The sequence below is a fragment of the Pectinatus haikarae genome, assembly GCF_050916305.1.
Classification (GTDB): domain Bacteria; phylum Bacillota; class Negativicutes; order Selenomonadales; family Selenomonadaceae; genus Pectinatus; species Pectinatus haikarae.
The window spans coordinates 114,943-140,533 of sequence record NZ_CP116940.1 but is presented as its reverse complement, the minus strand read 5'-3'; the positions used below and the strand labels follow the sequence as shown (position 1 = coordinate 140,533).

At 40.6% G+C, this 25,591-nt stretch carries 19 protein-coding genes; 12 read left to right on the top strand and 7 right to left on the bottom strand.

Annotated elements, in window-relative coordinates:
- Positions 1 to 24 precede the first annotated feature (24 nt).
- Positions 25 to 1,953 (bottom strand): diguanylate cyclase domain-containing protein, encoded by a 1,929-nt coding sequence (locus NXG61_RS00680; RefSeq protein ID WP_307222933.1) that lies wholly within the window; start codon positions 1,951 to 1,953, stop codon positions 25 to 27.
- 319 nt (positions 1,954 to 2,272) lie between these two features.
- Between NXG61_RS00680 and NXG61_RS00675 the strand changes: the two genes are divergently transcribed.
- Both NXG61_RS00675 and NXG61_RS00670 read left to right on the top strand, forming a co-directional pair.
- Complete coding sequence (locus tag NXG61_RS00675) at positions 2,273 to 4,102, top strand: phosphoethanolamine transferase (RefSeq protein WP_196605761.1); 1,830 nt, start codon at positions 2,273 to 2,275, stop codon at positions 4,100 to 4,102.
- Between the two features lie 186 nt (positions 4,103 to 4,288).
- Positions 4,289 to 5,797 carry a catalase gene (locus tag NXG61_RS00670; protein WP_196605760.1) on the top strand — a complete coding sequence of 503 codons (1,509 nt, stop codon included), beginning with the start codon at positions 4,289 to 4,291 and terminating at the stop codon, positions 5,795 to 5,797.
- A 127-nt stretch (positions 5,798 to 5,924) separates the two neighbouring features.
- Here NXG61_RS00670 and NXG61_RS00665 read toward each other — a convergent pair whose 3' ends face one another.
- On the bottom strand, positions 5,925 to 6,806 hold the full coding sequence (locus tag NXG61_RS00665) for a hypothetical protein (RefSeq protein WP_307222931.1): 882 nt from the start codon (positions 6,804 to 6,806) through the stop codon (positions 5,925 to 5,927).
- Positions 6,803 to 7,690, bottom strand: a complete 888-nt coding sequence (locus tag NXG61_RS00660) for a LysR family transcriptional regulator (protein WP_307222930.1) — start codon at positions 7,688 to 7,690, stop codon at positions 6,803 to 6,805. Before NXG61_RS00660 ends, NXG61_RS00665 begins: the two co-directional genes overlap by 4 nt.
- Before the next feature lie 341 nt (positions 7,691 to 8,031).
- Here NXG61_RS00660 and purB point away from each other — a divergent pair, with 341 nt between their 5' ends.
- Entirely contained in the window at positions 8,032 to 9,381 is a 1,350-nt protein-coding gene (gene purB, locus NXG61_RS00655; RefSeq protein WP_307222928.1) for an adenylosuccinate lyase, read from the top strand.
- Positions 9,382 to 9,554: 173 nt separating this feature from the next.
- On the top strand, positions 9,555 to 10,964 hold the full coding sequence (locus tag NXG61_RS00650; protein WP_370871623.1) for an anion permease: 1,410 nt from the start codon (positions 9,555 to 9,557) through the stop codon (positions 10,962 to 10,964).
- Positions 10,965 to 11,144: 180 nt separating this feature from the next.
- Here NXG61_RS00650 and hemW read toward each other — a convergent pair whose 3' ends face one another.
- Positions 11,145 to 12,275, bottom strand: coding sequence for a radical SAM family heme chaperone HemW (gene hemW, locus NXG61_RS00645; RefSeq protein WP_307222924.1), 1,131 nt, complete (start codon positions 12,273 to 12,275; stop codon positions 11,145 to 11,147).
- Positions 12,275 to 14,068, bottom strand: a complete 1,794-nt coding sequence (gene lepA / locus NXG61_RS00640) for a translation elongation factor 4 (RefSeq protein ID WP_307222922.1) — start codon at positions 14,066 to 14,068, stop codon at positions 12,275 to 12,277. The genes hemW and lepA overlap by 1 nt, the downstream gene beginning before the upstream one ends.
- A 271-nt stretch (positions 14,069 to 14,339) precedes the next feature.
- Between lepA and NXG61_RS00635 the strand changes: the two genes are divergently transcribed.
- Both NXG61_RS00635 and NXG61_RS00630 read left to right on the top strand, forming a co-directional pair.
- Positions 14,340 to 16,319, top strand: coding sequence for a methyl-accepting chemotaxis protein (locus NXG61_RS00635; RefSeq protein WP_432748958.1), 1,980 nt, complete (start codon positions 14,340 to 14,342; stop codon positions 16,317 to 16,319).
- Between the two features lie 40 nt (positions 16,320 to 16,359).
- Complete coding sequence (locus tag NXG61_RS00630; RefSeq protein ID WP_196605753.1) at positions 16,360 to 16,935, top strand: hypothetical protein; 576 nt, start codon at positions 16,360 to 16,362, stop codon at positions 16,933 to 16,935.
- Between the two features lie 60 nt (positions 16,936 to 16,995).
- Here the strand turns inward: NXG61_RS00630 and pfp are convergent, their stop codons facing one another.
- Both pfp and sigH read right to left on the bottom strand, forming a co-directional pair.
- Positions 16,996 to 18,243, bottom strand: a complete 1,248-nt coding sequence (gene pfp / locus NXG61_RS00625; RefSeq protein ID WP_370871626.1) for a diphosphate--fructose-6-phosphate 1-phosphotransferase — start codon at positions 18,241 to 18,243, stop codon at positions 16,996 to 16,998.
- A gap of 5 nt (positions 18,244 to 18,248) precedes the next feature.
- Complete coding sequence (gene sigH, locus NXG61_RS00620) at positions 18,249 to 19,133, bottom strand: RNA polymerase sporulation sigma factor SigH (RefSeq protein WP_231038680.1); 885 nt, start codon at positions 19,131 to 19,133, stop codon at positions 18,249 to 18,251.
- A gap of 497 nt (positions 19,134 to 19,630) precedes the next feature.
- Here sigH and radC point away from each other — a divergent pair, with 497 nt between their 5' ends.
- The 6 genes from radC to minC all read left to right on the top strand — a co-directional run bounded on the left by radC (position 19,631) and on the right by minC (position 25,581).
- Positions 19,631 to 20,326, top strand: coding sequence for a RadC family protein (gene radC / locus NXG61_RS00615; protein ID WP_307222915.1), 696 nt, complete (start codon positions 19,631 to 19,633; stop codon positions 20,324 to 20,326).
- A 113-nt stretch (positions 20,327 to 20,439) separates the two neighbouring features.
- Positions 20,440 to 21,474, top strand: a complete 1,035-nt coding sequence (locus NXG61_RS00610; RefSeq protein ID WP_196605751.1) for a rod shape-determining protein — start codon at positions 20,440 to 20,442, stop codon at positions 21,472 to 21,474.
- 13 nt (positions 21,475 to 21,487) lie between these two features.
- Entirely contained in the window at positions 21,488 to 22,405 is a 918-nt protein-coding gene (gene mreC, locus NXG61_RS00605) for a rod shape-determining protein MreC (RefSeq protein WP_196605750.1), read from the top strand.
- Positions 22,402 to 22,893, top strand: a complete 492-nt coding sequence (mreD, locus tag NXG61_RS00600) for a rod shape-determining protein MreD (protein WP_196605749.1) — start codon at positions 22,402 to 22,404, stop codon at positions 22,891 to 22,893. Before mreC ends, mreD begins: the two co-directional genes overlap by 4 nt.
- A 52-nt stretch (positions 22,894 to 22,945) precedes the next feature.
- Positions 22,946 to 24,793, top strand: a complete 1,848-nt coding sequence (gene mrdA, locus NXG61_RS00595) for a penicillin-binding protein 2 (protein ID WP_231038678.1) — start codon at positions 22,946 to 22,948, stop codon at positions 24,791 to 24,793.
- A 134-nt stretch (positions 24,794 to 24,927) separates the two neighbouring features.
- Positions 24,928 to 25,581, top strand: a complete 654-nt coding sequence (gene minC / locus NXG61_RS00590) for a septum site-determining protein MinC (RefSeq protein WP_196605747.1) — start codon at positions 24,928 to 24,930, stop codon at positions 25,579 to 25,581.
- The last annotated feature ends 10 nt before the right edge of the window (positions 25,582 to 25,591 follow it).

Here is a 25,591-nt window from a genome sequence, read left to right as displayed (position 1 = left end):
GTAACTGCCCGGCTTAATGCTGTTCTATTTTTTCTTTTTTAATGCCGTGATGTCGTGACAGTGGACCATGCATACCTCTCGGTCTGCGGACCAATGGATTTTTGAGATAGCAGCACGCAGCCACAGATCACGTTTTTCCAGATAAATTACTTTTTGTGCCGAGTCGGTTGATTCATCAAGCAGCTTTATCGGACAAAAAGAGCAGGGAGCCTCTTCACCGGCAATAATGTTATAGCACTTTTTTCCCAATTGTTTTGTTCCGAAGAACTCAGCAGCACTCTTATTCAAAAAAAGAATTTCATAGTTTTGGGTATCAATTACATAGATGAAGGATTCTATATGGTCCAAAATCTCCAATGTCTGCATATGGGAATGTTTCATTTTATCAAGCGTACGTTTTTGAATAAGAAAAGTACCGAGTATTTCCGCAGTGAAAGATAAAGATTCTATCTCTTCACTCTTCCATTCACGCGGATGCGTGTGGTATTCAAAGCCGATCATAGCTCTGATATTTCCCTCGCTGAAAACAGCACATTCCAATATAGCGTGAATATCGCTGTCCTTAAAATGAATCTGCATCTCAGCAGGAAGCAGCTTTACATCGGCACAACCGAATATGCCGTCTTCGTTAAGACAGCTGAAAAATTTTTCTGCGGTTCCTTTGGGTATATCTTGATGTGAACTTTTTTTTGAGGCTGATTTGTCACTGCACCATTCAAAGGTATTAGAATAATTGCCGTCGCTGTTTTTTTCGATAATAAAAGCACGACTGATTTTATATCTATTGCTGATTATTTCTAAAATAAGATTAGTTGCCGCTGTTGCATCTGTACTGCGGTGCAGGATTTTGAAAATATATTCGACAACATTTTCATGAAAAAATTTTTTATTTTTTTCGCTGTTGCCCGTGAGTAAGAATTCTCTTTTATTGACATACTGAGGTACTGACAAGTCATTGTCATAGAGACAATAGTTGTTTTTACCGCTGGCTTTTATATAATATAATGCTTTGTCGGCTTTTCTGAAAAGGTCTTCAAAACGGGTGCCGTAATCAGGTGAAATAACGGCACCGATGCTGGCGGATATTTTTATAGAACGAGCCTGATGTGTATATGTTTTGGAAAGCGCAGCAAGCAATTCGTGGGATTTTCTGATGAACAGGTCTTCACTGCAGTTTTTGCACAAAGCCATGAATTCATCACCGCCAATACGGCCTACAATATCAGTTTTATTGAATACCAATTTAATGCTGTGGGCAATATCAACTATAACCGAATCACCAAATAAATGACCGAAAAGATCATTTATATCCTTGAAATTGTCAATATCAATGACAAAAAGAACCTGACGCTTATCTTTTAAACGGGAATGACGGAGATAATGAGCAATGAGACGCTGTGTGGTAGCCTTATTGTACAGATTTGTCAAAACATCATGACGGGCTTCGTGCAGCAGACTCTCATATTCCTTCTTCTGCATATTTATATCAGTCATCATGCCGAAAACACGTTCAGGGCTTTCGTTCTCATCACAGCGAAGGAGAAGTCTCACCTGAAACCATATATATTCATTATTTTTTGTCAGTAAATGAAGTTCAAATTTTTCATAATGCTGAGGACCGACTTTTTTAATTTTTTTTGTTCTATTTACGTATTCTGTAAAAACATTCTTTGTTTTTGGATCTATGGAAAAAATCCGGTCAATATTGCCGCTGAAATTTCCAATAGGAGGTTTATTGCCAAATACCAAGCTCCAATTATCGGATACTGATATATGGTCATTTACTATTTCCCATTCAAACATTATTGCCTGACTCAGCTCGGCTAAAATACGATAACTTTCTGTGTCAAAGGTTTTCGTTGCAGTGCACTCGCTTTCTTTTATAAATTGTTCAGATAATTTATCACTTGGGTATATAACCCGGCTTGTCGGCAGGCCATTTTTTTTCTGCATAGGCGTCCTCCATCCGGTAAAATTGTTCATCTATTCTTCACTTGTAGATGAATATCCAGATTTTTAGTGGGATCGATAGTATAATATGATATTGATGATTTTTGTAGAGCTCCTCAAAATAGGCAAAATTTCCCATAAAAGAGAATTTTCTATGGATACATATATAAATCCTTTATATTTATGCTATAGTTTTAATAAAGATAAGTTTGTTAAAAAAAATTTATTTTTTTATTAAATTTTTCATGCAGAATTTAGATTTTTATAGTATAGTATATTATTGGTGTTTTGTATAATTTATATTAAAGGATGAAGCAGTTTTATGCGTTTAATGACAAAAAATTATCGTGCAGGAAGTGTCGGCTTCCTTGTGGCATCTTTGGTTTTTTATATTTGTTTGGTTTTGTTTTATATAAATATCGGTCAGGATATGGGGCCTGTAAATTATTTTGCCTATTTGCTGCCGACAATAATTTCGTTGTGTCTGATCCAGTATCTGACTGGGAGCAGTTTGTTTTCAGCTGAATTATCAGCGCATATTCTGCCCGGGCTGGCATGGTGCATCACTTTTCCGCTGCTGTATTCATGGACTTATCACTCGGCGTGGTATATATCGCAGATACGGATAGACTTTCTTTTCGGGACAGGGCTTTTTATTATGCTTGCGTCCCTGCAGGCTGTGTTTTTACAGAGCAGAATGGGAAAAAGCAAGGCAGCTGTCCTGTTTGCAGTGCTTGATATATTATGCCTTTTGATTCCGGCACTGGAAATTGCGTATTATCTGATTTATCAGCATTGCCTGACGCCGGCCACTTTGATGGCATTGTATCTGACCAACCCAAAAGAAAGTGTAGATTTTGTCCAGTCTACTGTCGGTGTTTTTGGGATAGTGCTTGTTTTGATCAGCATCGGAATGATTTTTTATTTTATGTACAGAATGAATCGGCGCTTATCTTTGAAGCTGATAACTTCTGATCCTGACCGAAAGAAAAAAAGTGTCTTATATTTGTTGACATTGTTCACGGCAGTCTATTCCTTTTTTTTCCTCTTTCCGCAGACATCCATTATAAATAATTGGAAGGAGGTTTCGGATTATGTCCAGCAGACGCAAAAATACAGTATCAATTACACCGAGCGATATGAAGATATGCAGCTGTCAAGTGCGGCCACATTGGCACAGAAAGCGCCCGGAACGGTTATCATGGTCATAGGTGAATCGGCATCGCGTAACTATATGAAAACATATACGCCTTCTTTTGCTTATGATGATACCCCGTGGCTTGAACAGCGCAGGCAGGATCCGAATTTTGTCGTATTTGACAATGCTTATTCATCCTGGGTACAGACTGTCCCTGTCCTGCAGAGAGCTTTAACAGAGCAAAGTCAATATAATGATAAGCAGTTTTACAATTCGTTGTCTGTTATTGACGTAGCGAAAAAAGCGGGCTATGATACTTATTGGTTCAGCAATCAGGGACGCTATGGGCAATATGACAGTGCAATAACTTTGATAGCAAAGACAGCCGATCATGCAAAATGGACAGATGATTCTTATGTGTTCACTGATCAGGTTGACGGAACACTGTTGAATTTTCTGCCGGAAATAGATCCGTCAAAAAACAATTTCGTTGTTCTGCATCTTATGGGCAGCCATATTTATTACAATAACAGATACCCGGCTGATTTTGAGAAATGGAAGAATGAAGACAGCACTTCAACGGAATCATCATATGCCAATAGTATCCTTTATACGGATTATATTTTGTCTCAGATATACAATTATGCTAAAGAAAATCTCCATCTGCAGGCCATGGTATATTATTCTGATCATGGTGAGGATGTAAATATATCACATAATCCGGATGTGTTCAAATTTGACATGGTCCGTATACCGATGTTTGTTTATCTTTCAGGGGAATATCAGCGAACGTATCCTGTGCGAAGCAGTACACTGCAGCAGAATCAGGGACAATATTTTACTAACGATATGATATATGATACCGTATGCGGTATTTTGAATGCTCCATCGAATCATTATGATGAAGGGCAGGATTTTTCTTCACCGCAGTATAAATTCAATCTGCAGAATCTGACGACAATGCTGGGACAGAGAAAACTTACGGAAGATCCATATATCGGTAAACCGCAATAACTAATAAGCGCCGGAGAATTCCGGCGCTTATTAGTTTGCAAAATCCAAAATCCATGTCAGCGGTATATTCACTAATATTTTCAAAAAAAACAATATTGCTAATATTTATATATTGACAATAAATTCTGTTCATTATATTATAATATTAGTTATTATGTAATATTACGAATAAATGGGGGGACAGAAATGACGAAAAAAAAGCTAACGACTGCGGCCGGAGCACCGGTCAGCGATAATCAGAATTCTTTGACAGCAGGTGAACGAGGTCCGGTAACAATGCAGGATGTCTGGCTGATGGAAAAGCTTGGCCATTTTGACAGAGAAGTGATTCCGGAACGACGTATGCATGCAAAAGGTTCGGGTGCTTATGGACAATTTACTGTGACCCATGATGTGAGTAAGTATACAAAAGCTAAAATTTTTACATTGAATGAAGAAACACCTGTATTTACCAGATTCTCAACTGTCGCCGGAGAACGCGGTGCAGCTGATGCGGAACGTGATATACGTGGTTTTGCTGTTAAATTTTATACAAAAGAAGGCAATTGGGATCTTGTAGGCAACAATACCCCGGTATTTTTTATTCGTGATGCTCTTCATTTTTCAGATCTGAATCACGTCGTAAAACGTGATCCTAAGACTAATATGCATTCGCCGCAGAGCAACTGGGATTTTTGGACTATGCTGCCGGAGGCATTGCATCAGATCACTATTGTTATGTCAGACAGGGGAATTCCTGCATCATATCGTTATATGCATGGCTTTGGCAGTCATACATACAGTCTGATAAATGCTGATGGTGAACGCTTTTGGGTGAAATTTCATCTTGTTACACAGCAGGGCATTAAAAATTTGACCGATGAAGAGGCAGCTGCCATTATAGCCAAAGACAGGGAGAGTCATCAGCGGGATCTTTTTCAGGCTATAGAAAAGAAAGATTATCCGCGCTGGACTATGTATTTCCAGATTATGACGCAGGAACAGGCCGAAAATTATAAAGAAAATCCATTTGATATTACAAAAGTTTGGAGTCATAAAGATTTTCCCTTGATTGAAGTGGGCGTATTGGAACTTAACCGCAATCCGGAAAATTATTTTGCCGAAGTTGAACAGGCAGCTTTTAATCCGGCGAACATTGTACCGGGTATAGGATTTTCTCCTGACAAACTTTTACAGGGGCGGTTATTTTCCTATAGTGATGCCCAGCGTTATCGTCTGGGAGTAAACCATATGCAGATTCCTGTAAACAGAGCAAAATGCCCGGTGCACGCCTATCACCGTGATGGATTTATGCGGGTGGATGATAATTACGGGTCGACCATAGGCTATGAGCCTAACAGCTATGGTGAATGGGAAGAACAAAGTGCTTTTAAGGAAGAAGCACTGAGTTTGAGCGGCGCCATGGATCGTTATGAACCGAAGATTGAACAGAGCGATGATTGTTTTTATCAGCCGGGAAATCTTTATAGATTAATGAGCGACGAACAAAAAAAAGTTCTTATAGCAAATACCGCGGCGAATATAGCTCCCGTCACAGATAATATAAAATATCGTCATGCTGCGCATTGCTTTCTCGCGGATGAAGATTACGGCAAAAGGATTGCTGATGCCTTATCACTTGATTTTGCAAAGGTGAAAGAGCTGTCAAAATTATCACATGATGAGCTTGCCGAGGCAACTTCTCTAAAAAAATAGATATGAAAAGTCATTACAATAGATAATTTAGTATAAATAAAAGGCCTTCGCCCAATAGCTGCAAATGCTGTTGGGCGAAGGTCTTTTTATTGGTTGAAAATAGGACGGGAATATAAAATGTATGTATCTATTTGCTGATATATTCCAATTTTTTATTGAGAATGGCAAATGTAAGCAAAAGATCATTTACTATACGGGCGAAATAGGGAATGTCTTCTTCGGCTATGCTGTGCGCGGCATAATCTGGCATCTCTGCCGTGCTTTCTTTTGCGGATAAATCTATTTGGTTAGCTATAATCTGTACTGAGGCGGTACGGATCATATTTATTGCGTTGTCTGTCTTAAAAGCAAGCTCTTTCATAGCAAGAGCAGAAGCTTCAGTCAGGCTGGCGGATTGCAGTAATTGATGATATTTATGTTCCGCCTGAGTATAGTAAAAAACAGCCAGTGCATGAAGAAATACACAGGAAGAACGCACAGAAGCGGTTCTTTTCGCTGCTATTATTCTGACATCATCTCGCAGATACTGTTTATAGTGAGGTGACAGAAGCGCTTCAGATCCAACAAAACGGTCCACGCCTATGATGTATTCTGCCTTCTTTAGGTGGAAGGATATTTCTGACTCTTCCATGCTTTCATAAGCAATAGCTTCAAAGTGTAAGCCGGTGATTCCCAGAGAATGACAGTATGCTATAAGTGTTTGTGTATACGGAAGCAGATTATTGAACACATATACAGTCGATTCTGCAGGAATGCGCGCTATTTTTAAAAAGAAAGTACTGGTTGGAATCAATTCAAAAATAAATAAATTTTTTGGTGAAATTGTATGGCAGAGTTTTTCATATTGAGTAGGCGCGCAAATATAGAAATCGAGCAAAGGGGAGGTTTTTATTTCATCGGTACGGAAGCAGGAAACAGGTACTTTGCTGTTGAGCATATTTTCTGTTAAAAGACATATTTCATTTGCTATAAGCTGATTGCTGCCGACAGCTGCAATTGCTGGCATCATAAGAGATCAACTCCTTCGGCAACAAATTTTTTCACAAACATGATAAAGGCTTCTGCCGCATGTGATTTTGTTTTTACATTCTTATATGCCATGTAAGAAGGCATATAAATTTGAGGAGAAAAGGAAATCGTTACCAGTTTTGTATCTGTTTCACATAATTTTCTGGGAAGAAAAGATATTCCTGCACCGCTTGCTACCAGACTCTTGATGGTTTGGACATGTGTCGGTCCGAAAATAAATTCCGGCTGCGGATTTATTTTATCGATGGATTCTTTTATATATTGTCTGAAAAAATTGCTGTTTTTTGACATAATTATTTTTTCACCACCGAGAGACTGCCAGTCAATAGAATTTTTATGACGAAATTTATGATCACAGCAACAGCAAAGTGCCAGCTCGCTGCTGCCGAGCAATATATGTGTAAAAGCAGGATTTGCCGAATCAAAAAAAATTGCGGCATCGATTTTTTCTTCCAATAAATCCTGCTGTATAGAAAAAAGATTTTTTTCTATAATTGTCACGGCAATGCTGGGATATATTTTGCTGAACTGGTGCAGTATATCAGTTCCCGCTTCAAGTCCGCCAAAATTGGTAAGCCCTATTGTCAGTGAGCCTCCATTCAAATTTTTCAGATTGTTTATTTCTAAAAGAGTCTTTGATACTCCTTTCATGACATTATCCACATGACGGTAAAAAACCTTACCCTCGGATGTCAGTACAATCTGTTTCTGGCTGCGGTCAAACAGCTGGATGCCCAGCTCCTCTTCCAAGCCATGAATGGCATTAGTTACTGCAGGCTGAGAAATGTACAGACGTTCAGCAGCTCGGGTAAAACTTTTTAGTTTACTGACCATGAGAAAATATTCCAACTGCCGCAGTTCCATAAATTTATGTCCTTTCAAGAGTATATTTATTTAATTTTAGCATATAAAAGGTGTATATGGAAAATATATGCGGGAAAAATCAATAATATAATTTAATAATTCAATAACGATAAGTTATAATTAATAAAATTTTTATAACAGAGAATAAAATCGATAGTTATAATTTATCAAAATATAGTATTATGACATATTTTTTTAAAAATCATTGAAATTTATAATATTATATTATATTTCTATAATAATGAGTAATTTTTCTTTGTATTTTTTCTTTGTTATGATTTATTTACAAAATAAATTAACCGCAATGAATTTCAGGTAAGGCGGAAGAGGAGAAAGATAATATGGCATCTACAACTATTGATAGTGAAGTCTTTGGCTGTTTGTTCAGCACCGATAAGATGAGAGAAATTTTCAGCGACAGAGCTTTGGTTCAAAAATGGCTGGATACGGAAGCTGCTCTTGCTAAAGCACAGGGAGAACTGGGTGTTATTCCCAAGGATAAAGCAGACAAGATAAATGCCAATGCTGATGCAAATTTGATTGACCTGTCCGCAGTGGGAGAAAATTATAAGTCATCCATAACTATTGTGCCCTTATTAAAGGAATTTAAAAAAATTCTGCCGGGAAATGCCGGAGAATACGTTCACTGGGGTGCTACCAGTCAGGACATTGTTGATACAGGGTTGGTCCTGCAGATGAAGGATGCCTATAATGTCATTCTTGCGGATATGAAAGCCTGCCAGAAATACACATTGGATTTAGTGAAGAAATATCGCGATACAATCATGTGCGGACGCACGCATGTAATTCATGCTCTGCCTATAACGCTTGGCTACAAGGTGGCAGTGTGGGCTGATGAATTTGGAAGAGATATACAGCGATTGGAAGAAATAAAGAAACGTGTTTTTGTCGGTGAAATGGCAGGGGCTGTTGGAACCTTAGCATCACAGCCGGAAAAAGGATTGGAAACGCAGACTCGCATGATGGAGATACTGGGTCTGGAAGTACCGACTATTGCATGGCATGTAGCGCGCGACAGTCAGGCTGAATTTGTCAGCACTCTGGCTATATGCGCAGGGACATTAGGAAAAATTTCTCATGAAATATTGACATTGCAGCGTACCGAAATACTGGAACTTGAAGAACCTTTTTTCATGGGAAAAGTAGGATCATCCACCATGCCGCATAAACGCAATCCTCAGGTCGTAGAGGGCATTATTGCAGTATGCCGCAGTGTACGCAGTATTGCACCTGCTATAGTGGAATCAATGGTCAGTGAAAATGAACGTGACTGGGGATGTTTTCTGACAGAATGGGAAGCAATTCCCCGTGCATGCCATCTTATAGCGGCTGCCCTCGACAAATCAAAAGATGTGCTGCAGCATCTGATCGTTTATCCAAAACATATGGAAAATAATCTTTATAAACTGAGAGGTTTGATGATGAGCGAATGTATCATGATGCATTTGGCACCAAAACTTGGACGAATGACAGCTCATTCTATAGTATACCGCTGCTGTATGAAGGCTTATGAAGAAGAATCACAGATGAAAGATGCGCTTAAAAATGAACCGGAAGTGAGAAAAGCCTTCACTGATAAGGAATTGGATACAATGCTTGATCCGCATAACTATATTGGCTATGCACCGCAATTTGCAGATCGTGTATTGAAAAAATACGGTGCAAAATAATATCGGATAAAACTTTGCCGGAAATAGGAATTTTCTGATGGGGTACCGCGGATTTCTTTAAAGAAAAATTTTATAAAAGTCTACTTGAATAAGTCGATTAATAAAATTATTGCCTTATAGCAGATGATGACTATAAGGCAATTCTGCTTTTAATACAAAGGATGTGCGTAAAATTGATAAAAAGCAAAAAGAAGCTTTTTTATGTATTTCTTATAGGTGTACTTTTATGGTTCTGTCCTTCACCAAGTGGTCTTGATTTGTTCGCATGGCACCTTTTTGCCGTGTTTGCCGCAATCATTATGGGGTTTATATTGCAGCCGATGCCTATAGGAGCAGTGGCCTTTACAGGCGTTACGACAGCGGTGCTGCTGGGTGTGATGACTGTGAAATCAGCCATTTCCGGTTATGGAAATAGTACAATATGGCTTATTATTTGTGCATTTTTACTGGCAAGAGCTTTTATTAAGAGCGGACTTGGCAAACGTATAGCATTTTTTATAATCAAGACGATAGGAAAATCATCGCTGACACTGGGGTATGCTATTACGTTCAGCGACTTTATAATTTCGCCTGCCACACCTTCAAGCACGGCACGGGCCGGTGGGATCATTTATCCAATTATTCAAAGCCTTTCAGCGGCACTTGGATCAGAACCAGGGGTAACTGCGAGAAAATTTGGTGCATATATAATGCAAATAGAATATCAGGCTAATGCTATTACGTGCGCGATGTTCATGACGGCTATGGCAGGGAATCCGCTTATAGTAGAATTAGCGGAAAAAACGGCAGATGTACATATAACTTGGGGAATATGGGCTGCCGCAGCAATTGTCCCAGGAATTATTTCTTTGATAGTGATGCCATATCTTCTTTATAAACTTTTTCCGCCTGAGATCGGCAAAATGCCTTTTGCAAGAAAAATGGCGGATGACGAACTGAGAAAGATGGGAAAGATATCTCTGAATGAAAAAATAGTAATAGCTGTTTTTGTGGGAGCTTTGGTGCTGTGGTCAACATCTGGTTTGACAGATATGGATGCAACAGCTGTGGGGATGCTCACTGTTGTTGTATTGCTTTTGACCGGAGTGTTGAACTGGCGGGATGTGCTTGATGAAAAAGGTGCATGGGATACTATGTTTTGGATGGGTTCATTGATAGCATTGGCAAATGCATTGGCAAAATCGGGTTTTATAAAATATTTGTCGACCAATGTTGGCAACACCATTTTACAGGCGGGTATTCCGTGGGTTCCCGCCTTTGGTATACTGATATTGGTTTATGTTTACTCGCATTACGGTTTTGCCAGTGTATCGGCCCATATTGGGGCGATGTATGCTGCTTTTCTGGGGGTAGCCGTTGCGGTTGGAGCGCCGCCGCTTCTTGCAGCGATTACTTTTGCTGTTTTGTCAAATCTGATGATTCCGCTGACACATTACGGCGGGGGGGCAGCACCTATCCTTTTTGGTGCAGGATATGTTTCTCAGGCAGAATGGTGGAAACTTGGTTTTATAATTACAGCAGTAAATATTCTTATCTGGCTGGGGATCGGTGGTTTTTGGTGGAAGCTATGCGGTTTGTGGTAAATGAAAAACTCTGGATATCGAGAGATATTCCAGAGTTTTTTTATTTAGGTATATACGGTTTTACCGAGGATTTTTATATACGGTTGTGTCATCAATGCCCAGGCCGACTTGATAACGCTCTAAACTGCCACTGAGGTATTTTCGAACCGAGGAAAGCAGGGCAGCATAAATGGGTGGCTATTATAATAAAAACTTTTCAAATACGGCATTACCAAGCTTCATGCCCAAAGGAGTCAAAAATAGGTGTGTAGTATTTTCCGCCAATAATTTTTGACTGAGAAGTTCAGTTATATTTTTACCATAAACAGTATGGATATCCCTATGAAAATTTTCTTGAAAGCTGTTTTTGTTAATTCCCTGTGCGGTGCGCAGAGCTAAAAAGCTGAATTCTTCCATCCAGGCTTTGCTGTCTATTATCTCTTCCGTGAAAACGGGTATAATACCATTATTACATGACCGGATGTACTCATAAAGATCATGTGTATTGTATGTACGTTTTGAATTATAGTAAGAGTGAGCCGCGCAGCCGAGACCGATATAAGGTTTGTCCTGCCAGTAGCCTGTATTGTGACGGCTTTCAAATCCTTTTTTTGCAAAATTGGCTATTTCATAGCGATGAAAACCATAATGAGGAAGGATATCTGTTACATAATCGTACATCGTTTCAACAGCATCTTCGTCGGGTAAATGCAGTGTCCCCGCTTTTTGCATTTCGGCAAAAGGCGTGCCATCTTCTACCTGAAGGCCATAAATGGAGACATGCTGTATATTTTGGTGCAGAATCCAATTTGTACTTTCCTGCAGCATAACAAGTGTCTGGTGGGGAAGGCCATACATAAGATCCAGGCTTATATTGGAAAAATCAGCTTTTTTTGCAGCATTGACAGCTTTTTTGGCATCCTCGAAAGTGTGTATGCGGCCGAGATTTTTGAGCAGAATGTTTTGTGTACTTTGAACGCCGAAACTGAGACGGTTAACACCCGATTGTTTCAGCGCTGCAAGCTTTGGCAGATTCACCGTACCGGGATTTGCTTCCAAAGTTATTTCCGCATCGGCGCAAATATAAAAAAGTGAGTTTAATGCGGTGAGGATTTCTGTAATATATTCGGCAGGCAGAAGAGAAGGCGTTCCGCCGCCAAAATAGACAGTATCAACAAATAAGGAGCCAAGCTGTTGATGCTTTAATTTTATTTCTTGCCGCAGCGCGGATATATATTTATGATAAATATTTTTTTCTGCTGCTGTTGACGGAAAATCGCAGTAAAGACATTTTGCAAGACAAAAAGGTATATGGATATATACGGAAATCATCAGTCTACTTTCAAGATAGCCATGAATGCTTCCTGTGGCACTTCTACGCTGCCAACAGATTTCATGCGTTTTTTCCCTTCTTTTTGTTTTTCTAAGAGTTTGCGCTTTCGTGTTATATCACCGCCATAACATTTTGAGAGCACATCTTTGCGCATAGCTCTGACTGTTTCCCGGGCAATGATTTTATTGCCTATGGCAGCCTGAATAGGTATTTCAAACATTTGCCGCGGAATGATTTCTTTGAGTTTTTCCGCTAACTGACGGCCCCGCGGCTGTGCCCTGTCTATATGCACAATAGTTGAAAGTGCATCGACCATATCACCGTTCAGCAAAATATCCAATTTTACAAGTTTTGACTGCTGGTAGCCGGCCAGTTCGTAATCAAGTGAAGCATATCCGCGCGTGGTAGATTTCAACTTATCGAAATAATCATAGATTATTTCATTTAGAGGAATGGTGTAAGTAAGCATGACCCGGTTGTCGATATAGTCCATACTGATAAATGTACCGCGCTTTTCCTGCGATATTTCCATCACAGCGCCTATATAATCATTTGGCACGATAACAGTGGCTTTTACAAACGGTTCTTCCATATGTTCTATTTCCGTGGTCGGCGGTAATCCGGAAGGATTGGCAACTTTAAGCATTTCCCCATTAGTTTTGTAGATGTGATATATAACACTCGGTGCAGTGGTTATAAGCTTTAGTTTATATTCCCGTTCCAGACGTTCCTGAACAACGTCCATGTGGAGAAGGCCAAGAAAACCGCATCTGAAACCGAATCCGAGTGCTATAGACGTTTCCGGTTCAAATACCAGTGCGGCATCATTCAGCTGGAGTTTCTCCAAAGAATCCTTTAAATTGTCATAATCGCTGCTGTCAACAGGGTAAAGTCCGCAATAAACCATTGGCGTGACTCCTCTGTAACCAGGTAGAGGTTCTTTGGTGGAATTCTGTACAGTCGTTATGGTGTCACCTACACGTATATCTTTCACATTTTTCAGACTGCCGGCAACAAAGCCAACCTGTCCTGCGCAGAGTTCGTCAACATTTACAGGGGATGGACGGAAACAGCCTGTATCTGTTACTTCAAATGTTTTTCCCGTAGACATCATTTTTAGTTTCATTCCAGGTTTGATCATTCCTTCAAAGACACGCACATGAGCAATGGCCCCTTTGTAAGAATCAAAGTATGAATCAAAAATAAGGGCTTTGAGAGGTTCATCGTCCTTACCTGAAGGAGCAGGGATCTTGTCTACTATTTCATCAAATATCCTGTCGATTCCTATACCGGTTTTAGCACTGCATAGAACGGCTTCACTGGTATCAAGGCCGATCACATCTTCAATTTGGGTTTTTACTCGTTCGGGATCGGCGCTGGGCAGATCTATTTTATTGATAACTGGTATGATCTCAAGGTCATGCTCAAGCGCCAGATAAACGTTGGCAAGTGTCTGTGCTTCTACACCTTGGGCAGCATCGACTACAAGCAAAGCCCCCTCACAGGCTGCCAGACTGCGAGAAACTTCATAGTTGAAGTCGACATGGCCGGGAGTATCTATTAAATTGAGTTCGTAAATTTGTCCGTCTTTTCCCTTGTAATTCAATCTGACAGTCTGAGCCTTTATCGTTATGCCTCGTTCTTTTTCAAGTTCCATACTGTCCAGAATTTGATTTTCCATTTCTCTTTGTGTCAATGTTCCGGTCTGTTCTATTAGCCTGTCGGCTATTGTTGATTTTCCGTGATCAATATGGGCGATTATTGAAAAATTTCTGATGTTTTTTGCGTCCAATTATAAGTGACCCTCTCTTTTAATGAAATAATCTTATAGATATAATAATTATAACGAATTTATGTATTTTTGTGAAGAACGTTGTAGGTTTTTATTTTTTCTTAGATAAATTCTTGGAAAGAATGCATAAAAAATGTGTAAAATAGTTTGAAATTGAGAAAAATTGTTTTATAATAACTCTATTATGAAATTTTTGTACTGATTATTAATATAATAAATTTAGATGGAAGTTATTTTTGTAATGACTCCGTTTTGAGAAAGGTTTGATTTTGTGAATATACGCACAAAAATGATGATTACTCTATTGGTACCGCTCATTATTTTGATAGGAGGACTCAGCCTGGTTGCTTATCATTATTCGACAAAAGAAGCGGAACTTGAATTGCAGCGGAGTATCAGTTATAAGATGGATGCGGATACGGCATCTATAGGCATGGTCTTCACGGAACAGGAAGCAATCCTGCGTACATTGGCAGTAAATATGGCAGGAAAAGATGCTGACCAGATACGATCAATGCTGAAGCCTGTCCTTGATGCTGATCATGACAATTTGAAAATGGGTTTGTTTGCGGCGCGTCAAGATGGATCGTATATTGATGCTGCGGGCAGAGTATTGCCGGCAGATTTTGATCCGCGAACACGCGGGTGGTATAAGGCTGCACTGGACAATGAACCGGGAAAAATCAGCTATACAGAAGCATATGTGGATACGGCAACAGGAAAAATGTGCGTGACATTGTCAACGCGGAGCGCTGACGGACAGGTCGTAGAACTGGATATGAATTTGGATAATATTCAAAAGATCGTCAACAATATCTATATTGGCGAGTCCGGACACGCTTTTTTGCTTGACGGCAAGGGGGATTTTATAGCGCATCCCAGCTATAAAGCTGGTGATAATATAGGGCAGGTAGATGGTGGAAAGTTAAAAAATATCGCTGATGCTGTCGCTCAAAACAAGGACGGTTTTGACAACTTGGTTGTAAATAGTGAAAATGAAAACTATATTTACTCCGCAAAGAAAATTCCAGGGACAGGCTGGCTTCTTTGTACTTCTGTATCTGAAAAGGAAATGTATGCCAACGAACGCCGCATGGGTTATATTTTAGTTGCCAGCGGTATTGCTATTGCTTTAATATTAATGGGGATAATTCTTTTTACAGTAAGAAAAATTACTATGAGCTTGAATATTGTTGCGAGTTTTGCGGAAACATTGGCTGCTGGTGACCTGCGGAGTAATTTTGTCATTTCTGACGAGCATAGGGATGATGAGATAGGTGATGTGGCAAAGGTGATGCTGAAAATAAAGGAATCATGGGGCACCGTGCTGAAAAAAATACACGACGGATCTGATCAGCTATCAGCGTATGTCAGCGGCTTGACCGATACAATGGGACAATCTGCACAGGCATCTTCACAGATAGCGCAATCTATAGCAAGCGTGGCAGCCGATGCTTCAAAACAGCTCGAGAACATTGAAAGGGCAAATAGTGAAGTATGCTCAATAGTTAATAATATAGACGCCTTGAGGACTAATATTGAAGAGACAGCGAACTATTCGACAAGTGTTGTTGAAAATGCTCAAAAGGGACAATCAATCGCTGATTTGGCTATAAAACAGATGGAAAGCATTGAAAGTGCCACAAATGATTCGGCAAAGACTATTTTCACACTGGGCGAACAGTCGAGAAAAATAGGTAAAATTGTTGGCAGTATAGCTGAGATCGCCGGACAGACAAATCTCTTGGCGCTGAATGCTGCAATTGAGGCTGCACGGGCAGGCGAGAACGGTAAGGGATTTGCTGTTGTAGCGGAGGAGGTGCGCAAGCTGGCTGAACAATCGCAGGGAGCTTCTGCTGAAATCGCCGAACTGATAGGGGCTATTCAGAAAGATACGGACATAGCTGTAGCTTCAATGCAGACAGGCACGAAGGAAGTAAGCGCAGGAGCAGGACAGGTAAGGGAATCGGCAGACTTTTTCCATAAGATAACCGATAATGTTAATGAAATGAGCGCGAGACTTGAGGAAATAACCGCAGCTGTGGAGAAAATTGCAAAAGGTGCATCCGTTATCCAGGGGAACGTAGAAGATATAAGTCGCACCAGTTCCTCTACCTCCGGTGAGACGCAGACAGTTTCTGCTGCCAGTGAAGAACAGGCTGCATCTATTGAGGAAACGGCAGCTTCGGCAGATTCATTGAAAAAACTTGCGGATGAATTGCAGGATATGATCAAGAGCTTTAAGGTTTAGGACGAGTATCTAATTTTAGAAGGGATTAAGAGAATCTATAATGTTCAATCATGGTGACATGTCTGGGAAATTAAAGTTTATAAGCCGGATGAGAATTTTGGCGGGAATTCTGCTGGCGGCGGAGCTGCTGGCAGTCAGCTGGGCGGTGCTGTTTTATTTTTTATATGCCAGTCAGGCAACGGGGGTCCTTTCAGTGAGCTGGCTTTTACTGGCAGGTATGATATTTCCGTTTAATTGGCCGGGTGCGATATTCTGTTCACTTTTAAGCATGATATTACGCGCTGATGCGGTAATAATTTTGACGGCAGGCGTATATATGATTTTAGCTTTGTTGATTAACCGCATCATATGGGCGCCAAATCCAAAGGGGTATTTTTTTTTGGTGAGAGCTATGAGGCTGGAGATAGGAAAATCAATATTGCTGATGCTGGGGGGCTGTTTTATAGTACTGATCAATGCCGGTGGGCAGGAGCTTGTAACTTATATGGCAATAGCCGTTTATGAGGTTGGATCAGCCATAAATATAATTGTATTTTACAAATTGTTGAGAGTTATCGATCGTATGGATTATAGAGAAGTTTTTCAAACAGATTGCAAAACACCTTATGGACAATAAGAAGAGCCTGTGCTTGTTTGTGCACAGGCTCTTTTTATTGTCCATAAAACGATGAATCGGTCATTCAAATAAATAGATATATCGTTTTTTGAATTTTTCAGGTGTCATGGCATATATTTTTGCTATTTGAGGGTTGTCGAGATCTTTTTTTTCCAGCCGCTGCATAAAACTGCGGGCAATTTTATAGCTTACGGAGTCAATATTTACCTTGCGGACAAATGTTTTTCCCGTGGTTGGATTCTTTAATTCTTCAAAATACATAGGAATAGCTCGGCTTCCCTGCACAGAAATCATAGCGCCTGTACCGCCCTTTAATAGAAATTGGACAGCGGAATAGCCAAGCATAGTAGTATAATCTATATCATAAGCAATAGGCGCCGCACAGCGCAATTCATAACCGATTTCTTTGTCGACAATAGTCAGTTTGATACTTAGCTGTTTCATTTCATTACTGATGGCTTCTTTTAATATTTCCCCGAAGTCAAGCTCGGCATAACGAATATGTCCGTGTTCATCCAGAGAGACCTTGCCGAGTTTAGCAAAATCCTCTGGAGCAATTTTTTCTAAAACACCTTCGGCAATAACAGCTACACCATAATTTCTGCCTATCATATAGCGTTTTATCATAGCACCGACCAGTATATCTATAAGGTGTTGAAGCGTTATTTTATATTGGGGAAATTCTTCTGGGATTATGGTAATTGCAGCACCGGCGGAACGACCAATACCCAAAGCCAGATGGCCGGCAGTACGGCCCATGGCGATAGCCAGATACCAGCGATTATTGGTAGTCCGGGCATCCTCCAGCAGATTTTCTATTTCTGTCGTGCCAAACGCGCGGGCTGTTTCGAAACCGAACGTAGGCACATTTTCAGGCAGCGGCAAATCGTTGTCAATAGTCTTAGGTACATGGACAACATTAATGGGATTACCTGTTTTTTGAGAATAAGCGGCCACTGCGGATGCACTAAATGCAGTATCGTCACCGCCTATGGTAAGCATGTGCGTGACATTAAGCTCGGCAAGCGTTTCTACGACACGCTGCAGATCAGCGTCATTCTTTGTGGGATTAAATCTGGACATCTGCAGCAGACAACCGCCGGTAAGATGGATACGGCTTGTGTTGTCATAAACAAGCTCGACATATTTCTTTTCTCCTCTGGCAAGATGTGAAAAGCCTTCGTAGATGCCAAGAACTTTCCAGCCATTGCGTGCGGCCTCAGATGTGACAGACCGGATGACACTGTTGATACCCGGTGCAGGACCACCGCCGCAGATCACGGCAATAGTTTTTTGCGACATGAGAATCCCCCCTACTCATTTTTGGAATTCAGAGTAAAATAAAGATCATCAAAATGCTTATTGGCACTATTGGCCTGTTTATATAAAGGACGTTCTTCTGCTTTAGCACGGCTGCTCATATATTTTTCCAATTTTCTCTTGACCCGTTGCAGGGCATTATCAATGGATTTTACATGACGATTTAGATCAACCGCTATTTCCTGATACGATTTACCGTCAAGATATGACATAAGAACTTTCCATTCCAGGTCACTGAGAATTTGTTCCATTTTTCCTTCTATGGCAAGAAATTCTTCACGATTTATCATCAATTCCTCCGGATCGCTTACAGCGGTGCCTGACAGAATGTCAAGCAAAGTACGATCAGAATCTTCATCATATATAGGTTTGTTCAGGGAAATATATGAATTTAGGGGAATGTGTTTTTGGCGAGTGGCAGTTTTTATGGCAGTTATTATCTGTCTTGTGACACATAATTCCGCAAAAGCACGAAAAGATGATAATTTTTCATCGCGAAAATCGCGTATAGCCTTATAAAGGCCAATCATTCCTTCTTGCAATATATCTTCGCGATCTGCGCCAATCAGAAAATAAGAGCGCGAACGGACCCGGACAAAGTTCCGGTATTTTTTTATTAAATATTCCAAAGCAAAATTATCATGTTTTTCTCTTATTTCTGATAGAAGTTCTTCATCGCTTAATGCACTGAGAGCCGCTTCCAATTCTTTGGCGGGCGATTCGTCTGTTTGTACGGATGGAAGCTTTGCTGCAGCACATTTTCTTGCAATATTACGAGAGGATATCTTTGTACTGTCTTTTGTACTATCTATTGAACTGCTGTTTTCCGGTGCGGTTTCGGCTGTTTCCTTAGAAACAGAATTGCTCTTTAATTCCATTCGCATCATCGCTCCAGTCCGGAAATATGACGATGCTTTCGCGTCATTTCCAAATTATGAGATTGTGTCATATATTGATATAAGACAATCGTTGATCTTATTTGAAATTATACATTAGCAATGCTGTCAAGTCAAGTATAACAAGGCTTTTAAGGTGTTTTGACTATACGCCGGGTAAACAGTTTCGAACGAAGTACAGATCTGTATTATATTATGCTTTTTGATTGACGTTCTATAAAAAATAAAGATATCTAAAATAGGAATTAAACGTCCAGAAAGATAATTTTAAAATGAGTATTTCCAAGAAAAAATTAACTTTGAGAGTGTGGTGCAATAACTGACGAAGTAATTTATAAAATTTTTCAATCGATTTATAAAATATGCATTGTCTTACACTAATTTATTTGGTATAGTATTTTTGTTACAGTATCTGTTGTTTGAAGTATATTATCGGGGGCTGGAGTTTTGAATTGGCTTAGTGGTTAGAGGATTTCACCATGATAAAAAATACGATGGTCCGTGATCTGCCCGAACAGGAACGCCCGCGCGAGAAGCTTATAGCATATGGTGTCCAGTCACTCGGCAATGCCGAGTTATTGGCCATTTTGTTACGCTCCGGGACAAAAGAGGCATCTGTTTTGCGTGTAGCTGAAAATTTGTTATCTCTGTATAAAGAACGGGGATTAGCTTCAATAGTGAATTTATCGGCAGTGCAGCTGAGCAGGATACATGGTATCGGACCGGCTAAGGTAGCAACTGTCTTGGCTGCGGTAGAACTTGGACGACGAATTGCTCAGGAGCCTTCTAAAAAAAAGATTGTCATAAACGGTCCGCCCGATGCAGCGGATTATATTATGCCGCGCCTGAAATATGAAACAAAAGAAAAATTCGCCATCGTACTTTTAAATGTAAAGAATCAGGTATTGTCTTTCAGAATAATATCTGTGGGAATCTTAAATGCGTCAATAGTCCATCCGCGCGAGGTAATGGCTGAGGCATTGAACAATTCAGCAGCAGCGATTATTTTGGCGCACAATCATCCCAGCGGTGACCCTGCTCCGAGCGGTGACGATATCGCCACTACCCGTCGCTTGATAAAAGCAGGACAGATAATGGGAATAGAAATTGCAGATCATATAATTGTCGGGGGGAACGGGTACATAAGCTTTAAAGAGCAAGGCTTGATGAGATGATAAAACTCCAGCGGATACATAATGTCGTCCGTACAGGAGATAATTGTATTATAAAGAACGACAATAAAAATTGATTGATATTTTACAGGATTTGAAGGGAGCACTTATTCATAATGTGGAACATTTTTGGTGGATTTTCTCATGATATGGGCATAGATTTAGGGACGGCAAATACACTGGTGCACGTGAAAGGAAAAGGAATAGTCCTGCGTGAGCCATCAGTTGTTGCAATAGACAGAGAATCAAATAATGTATTGGCAGTCGGTGAAGAAGCAAAAAGGATGATAGGGCGCACACCGGGAAATATTGTTGCAATAAGACCTATGAAAGATGGTGTTATTGCAGATTTCAATGTGACGCAGTCAATGCTCAAATATTTTATAGGTAAAGCTATGAACCGCAGTTCTTTTATGAAACCGCGTGTAGTTGTAGGAGTGCCTTCAGGAGTCACAGAGGTGGAGAAGCGCGCTGTAATTGACGCTGTACGGCAGGCCGGAGCAAATGAGGCATATTTGATAGAAGAACCGATGGCAGCGGCTATCGGTGCCGGACTTCCTGTCGAAGAAGCTACGGGGAATATGGTAGTTGATATTGGCGGGGGTACAACAGAAATAGCTGTGATATCACTGGGCGGAATAGTTACAAGCTGTTCCATCCGCATAGGCGGTGACGAAATGGATCTGTCTATTGTTCATTATATAAAACGTATGTATAATCTGATGATCGGAGAACGTACAGCAGAAGAAATAAAAATAAATATAGGAACAGCTATAACGGCGCAGCAAAGCAAGCATATGGAAATACGCGGACGCGACCTTGTCAGCGGACTGCCCAAAGTGCTCGATATCAGTGAACACGAAATAGAAGAGGCATTGCGTGAACCTGTTCATAAAATAGTTGAAGCAGTAAAAAGTACATTGGAACGTACTCCTCCTGAATTAGCTGCAGATGTAATGGACCATGGCATAATGATGACCGGTGGAGGGGCACTGTTGTCAAACCTTGATAAACTGTTGGGCAAGGAAACAGGGATGCCTGTGCTGATAGCCGAAGATCCGCTTTCCTGCGTCGGTGAAGGTACGGGAAAATCACTGGAAAATATTGATTTGCTCAAGCGTGTTATGATGACAACAAAAAAGCTGAGATGAGAAGCGGATATAAATGAATATGCAGACAAATGATCCTATGGGCAAAAGAGTATGGATATTGATATTGGTTCTGCTGAGTATATTCTGCATTATATTTTTTTCAGCTAAGGACAGAGTTTCCGTGCCATTGACGAATAGTGTTGTGACAACTTTACTTGCCCCGTTTCAAAGCCTTTCATCGGCTATAAGCAATAAAAGCGGTAATGTGATCACTACTGTAAGTCAATTGATATTTGTTTATGACGAAAATAGGCAGCTGAAGGATGAGGTAACGAAGCTGCGAGAACAAAGCTTGCAGAATAACGAATTAGTCGCCGAAAATCAACGCCTGAGAGCTTTTTTGGACTACAAGGGAAAGGCAAAGAATTTTGATTTGGTTACGGCTACTGTTATAGCACGTGATCCGGCTACATGGGTCAATAATGTTGTAATTGATCGCGGCAGCAGTGACGGCATAAAAAAAGATATGCCGGTTGTGACTCCTGAAGGATTGGTGGGTTCAGTGGTCGAGGCCTACAGCGGATATTCTATTGTGGAACTTATAACTGATCCTCGTGTTTCGGTCGGTGCGTTGATCCAGCGCAGTGATTCCAGGATAGCAGGTATAGTGAAGGGCGATATAAATAAACAGTCTGATGTTCATATGGATAATATTCCAAGATCATCTGATATACAACAGGGCGATCAGATAATAACATCAGGTCTGGGCGGAATATATCCCAAGGGAATTTTCATAGGCACAGTTGATGATGTGCAAAATGAATCCGGTGGTCTGTTAAAATATGCAGTTGTGAAGACGGCAGTAGATTTTCAGAAGCTGGAGGATGTGGCAGTTGTGGTAAATTCCCGCGAATTGCCTCCGGATGCACTTATTCAACAAATGCAGCGGGCGGCTGACGGAAGCAGCAACGAAGAAGGAACGGCCAAATGAAAAAAAAAATTGCCTGGATTGCTGTTTTTCTTGCAGCATATATTTTGCAAACTTCCCTGTTGAATCTGGTATCCTTTCATAATATCAACGCAGATCTGCTGCTGCTGCTGACGGTATCGTACTCACTGACGCATGGCTTCAGACGAGGCGCTTTTATTGGATTTTGCAGCGGACTTCTGCAGGATGTTGCATCGGGAACATTTCTTGGCTTCAATACACTGAGCAAGATGATGATTGGGTTTGGTTTTGGCTTTATGATAGGCCGGGTCTATGAGAAAAAAATTATTTTGCCTGTCATTTCATCTATTGTGGCAACAGCTGCGAATTATCTGATATCTCTTATTGTTATATTGATGCTTGGTTATACAGTAAATATTATGCAGAATGCATACAACTTGTTAGTAATACCATTGGTATATAATTTATGCTTTTCTTATTTGATGCACAGAATAGTGTGCTGGCTGAAAAATAAGAGTTTTGATGAGTAATTAAGGCACCTTTTAAGGGTGTCTTAATTATTAAATGCGGGGAGAAAACAGCTTGGAATCGAAAGATATATTCAATAGATTGAAAGCTTTGTCCATTGCTTCAGTTCTGATTATATTGGCATTGATTATCAGACTTGGTTATTTGCAGATATACGAAGGCGATTTTTATAAAAAACAGGCCGAAGGAAATCGAATACGAATCATACCTACCATGGCGCCGCGCGGTACCATGTATGATGAAAACGGCAATCCTATGGTAATGAATCAGCCTGGTTTCACAGTGGCTATTCTGCCGCTTGAAGAAGAAATAAAACCGCAGCTGATAGATAATCTGGCGGCTTTGCTGCATATGGATAAAGCGGAGATAGAAGATAAAATAAAAAAGCATAGGGGTTTTGATCCTATACGGTTGAAAACAGATGTCGGACCGGAAATTTGGACTATTATTGAAGAACAAAAAGAAAAATATCCGGGAGTAGTTGTTGAAGCACAGCCAGTGCGGGATTATATATACAAGACTATAGGTGCACATACTTTTGGCTATGTCGGCGAAATAAATGAGGATGAGCTGAAAACGCATAAAGATGATAACTATAAACTGGGAGACTCAATAGGCAAATTCGGCTTGGAAAAAATTTACGATGAGTATTTACGCGGAACGGCAGGCGGTGAACAAGTTGAAGTTGATGTTACGGGAAAACCTGTGCAGATTTTAGGCAAAAAGGAGCCTATCCCGGGTAAGGATCTGCATCTGACAATTGACATGGGATTGCAGCTTGCTGTAGAAAAAGCTATTGATGACAGACTGAAGGAGATACATGCAAATGCTGCTGCTGCGGTCGTCATGAATCCCAAAACAGGGGCAATACTGGCCATATCCAGCCGTCCTTCTTTCGATCCTAATAAATTTGCGAGAGGAATTTCTGAAAAGGATTGGAATGAAATAAACAATAATCCTTATCATCCTATGGATAATAAGGCTATAACCGGGGAATATCCGCCTGGGTCTGTTTTTAAAATAGTCACCGGCACAGCGGCTTTGAATGAGCACAAGGTCACGCCCGAAGAGAAAATTTTTGACCCGGGTGTATATTGGCTTGTTCCCAAACATAATGCAGATGGAGAAGCATTGGGGCTGATTAATTTTGGCGAGGCACTGGCTCATTCGGATAATGTTTATTTTTACGAAATGGGCAACCGTGTAGGAATAGATACGCTCGGCAAATATGCGAAGCTTTATGGCTTGGGAGAAAAAACGGGTATAGATCTGCCTTATGAGGCAAGCGGTTTAATAGCCAGCAGAGAGTACAAGAAAAAAAATTATGAGGAAGACTGGTATCTGTCCGAGACACTCGATGCGGCCATTGGACAGGGCTTCAACCTTGTCACACCGATTCAGGCAGCAATGATAATGAGTGAAATAGCAAACGGCGGAACACGTTATAAACCACATTTGGTGGAGGATATAACAAACCCGGACGGTTCAGTTTACAAACATTTTGATCCGGTTGTTTTGAGCAAGCTTGACGGGGTGAATCCAGAATTTATAAAGCTTATACAAAGAAGCCTGCTGGAGGTCACCAGAGTGGGTACAGCTGCATCTTTTTTTGGCGGTTCTTTTCCTGTAAATATTGCGGGTAAAACGGGGACGGCAGAAAATCCTCATGGTGCCGATCATGGCTGGTTTGTGGCGTATGGACCATATGAAGATCCAAATGTGGCAGTTGCCGTTATAGTGGAAAATGGCGGCTATGGGGCACAGTCAGCTGTGCCGATAGGCAAGGCCATATTGGAAGCTGCTTTTAATCTGGTTCCTGAGCCACCGCTTATTGATCCGCAGAAGGAACCGGCGACTGTCAGCAACAATGATATAAAATCGGGAGTAAAAGTGGATCACTGATAAAGGTATAGGCAGGAATATATATATACCAGAGCGAACATAAGTAAAAAGGTGTTTTAAATTGCAGTTTTAAAAATATAGGCAGACGGAATTTAACGGTTAGAAAATAGCGGACAGCAGGATGTATATATACGATGAGTGAAGAAGTTGTATTTAAGGGAAGCCGATCAGGCTTAAAATTGATATTGACAAATACTGTCGACTTTCCTACAATCGAAAATTTAATAAGGCAGAAACTGGACTCTTCCTTTAATTTTTTTCAAGAAGGGACTGTCATCCAGTTGGAGGCTGGCTGGCTCAACAAGGCACAAAAACAAAGTGTGCGCGGTATCTTTTCTTCATATGGTCTGATTCTGCAGGACGGTTATGAGGAGAAAGCTGAACCATTAAAGGTGTCTTTAGAAAGCGTTGATAGAACTCAGGCGCATGAGTCAGAAGACAAGGACAGAAAATTAAAGACAACCGTAATAAATCAAACGATAAGAAACGGGCAGGAAGTTATTTCTGACGGTTCGATAATTATCAATGGCAATGTCAATCCGGGAGCGTCTATAATTGCAGGAGGGAATATTGAGGTCAGGGGTGCGTGCCGGGGTATCGTGCATGCCGGTGCTTTCGGCGATGTAAATGCAACGGTGACGGCGGAGTATCTTATACCCATGCAAATCAGGGTTGCTGACTTGGTAGCAAGAGCGCCGGATAAAAGGATGTCCAAAGCAGATGCACCCTATCCTGAAAAAGCTTATGTCAGTAAGGGAAAGATAGTATTAGAGGCGATTAACCGGTAGGAAGAAGGGC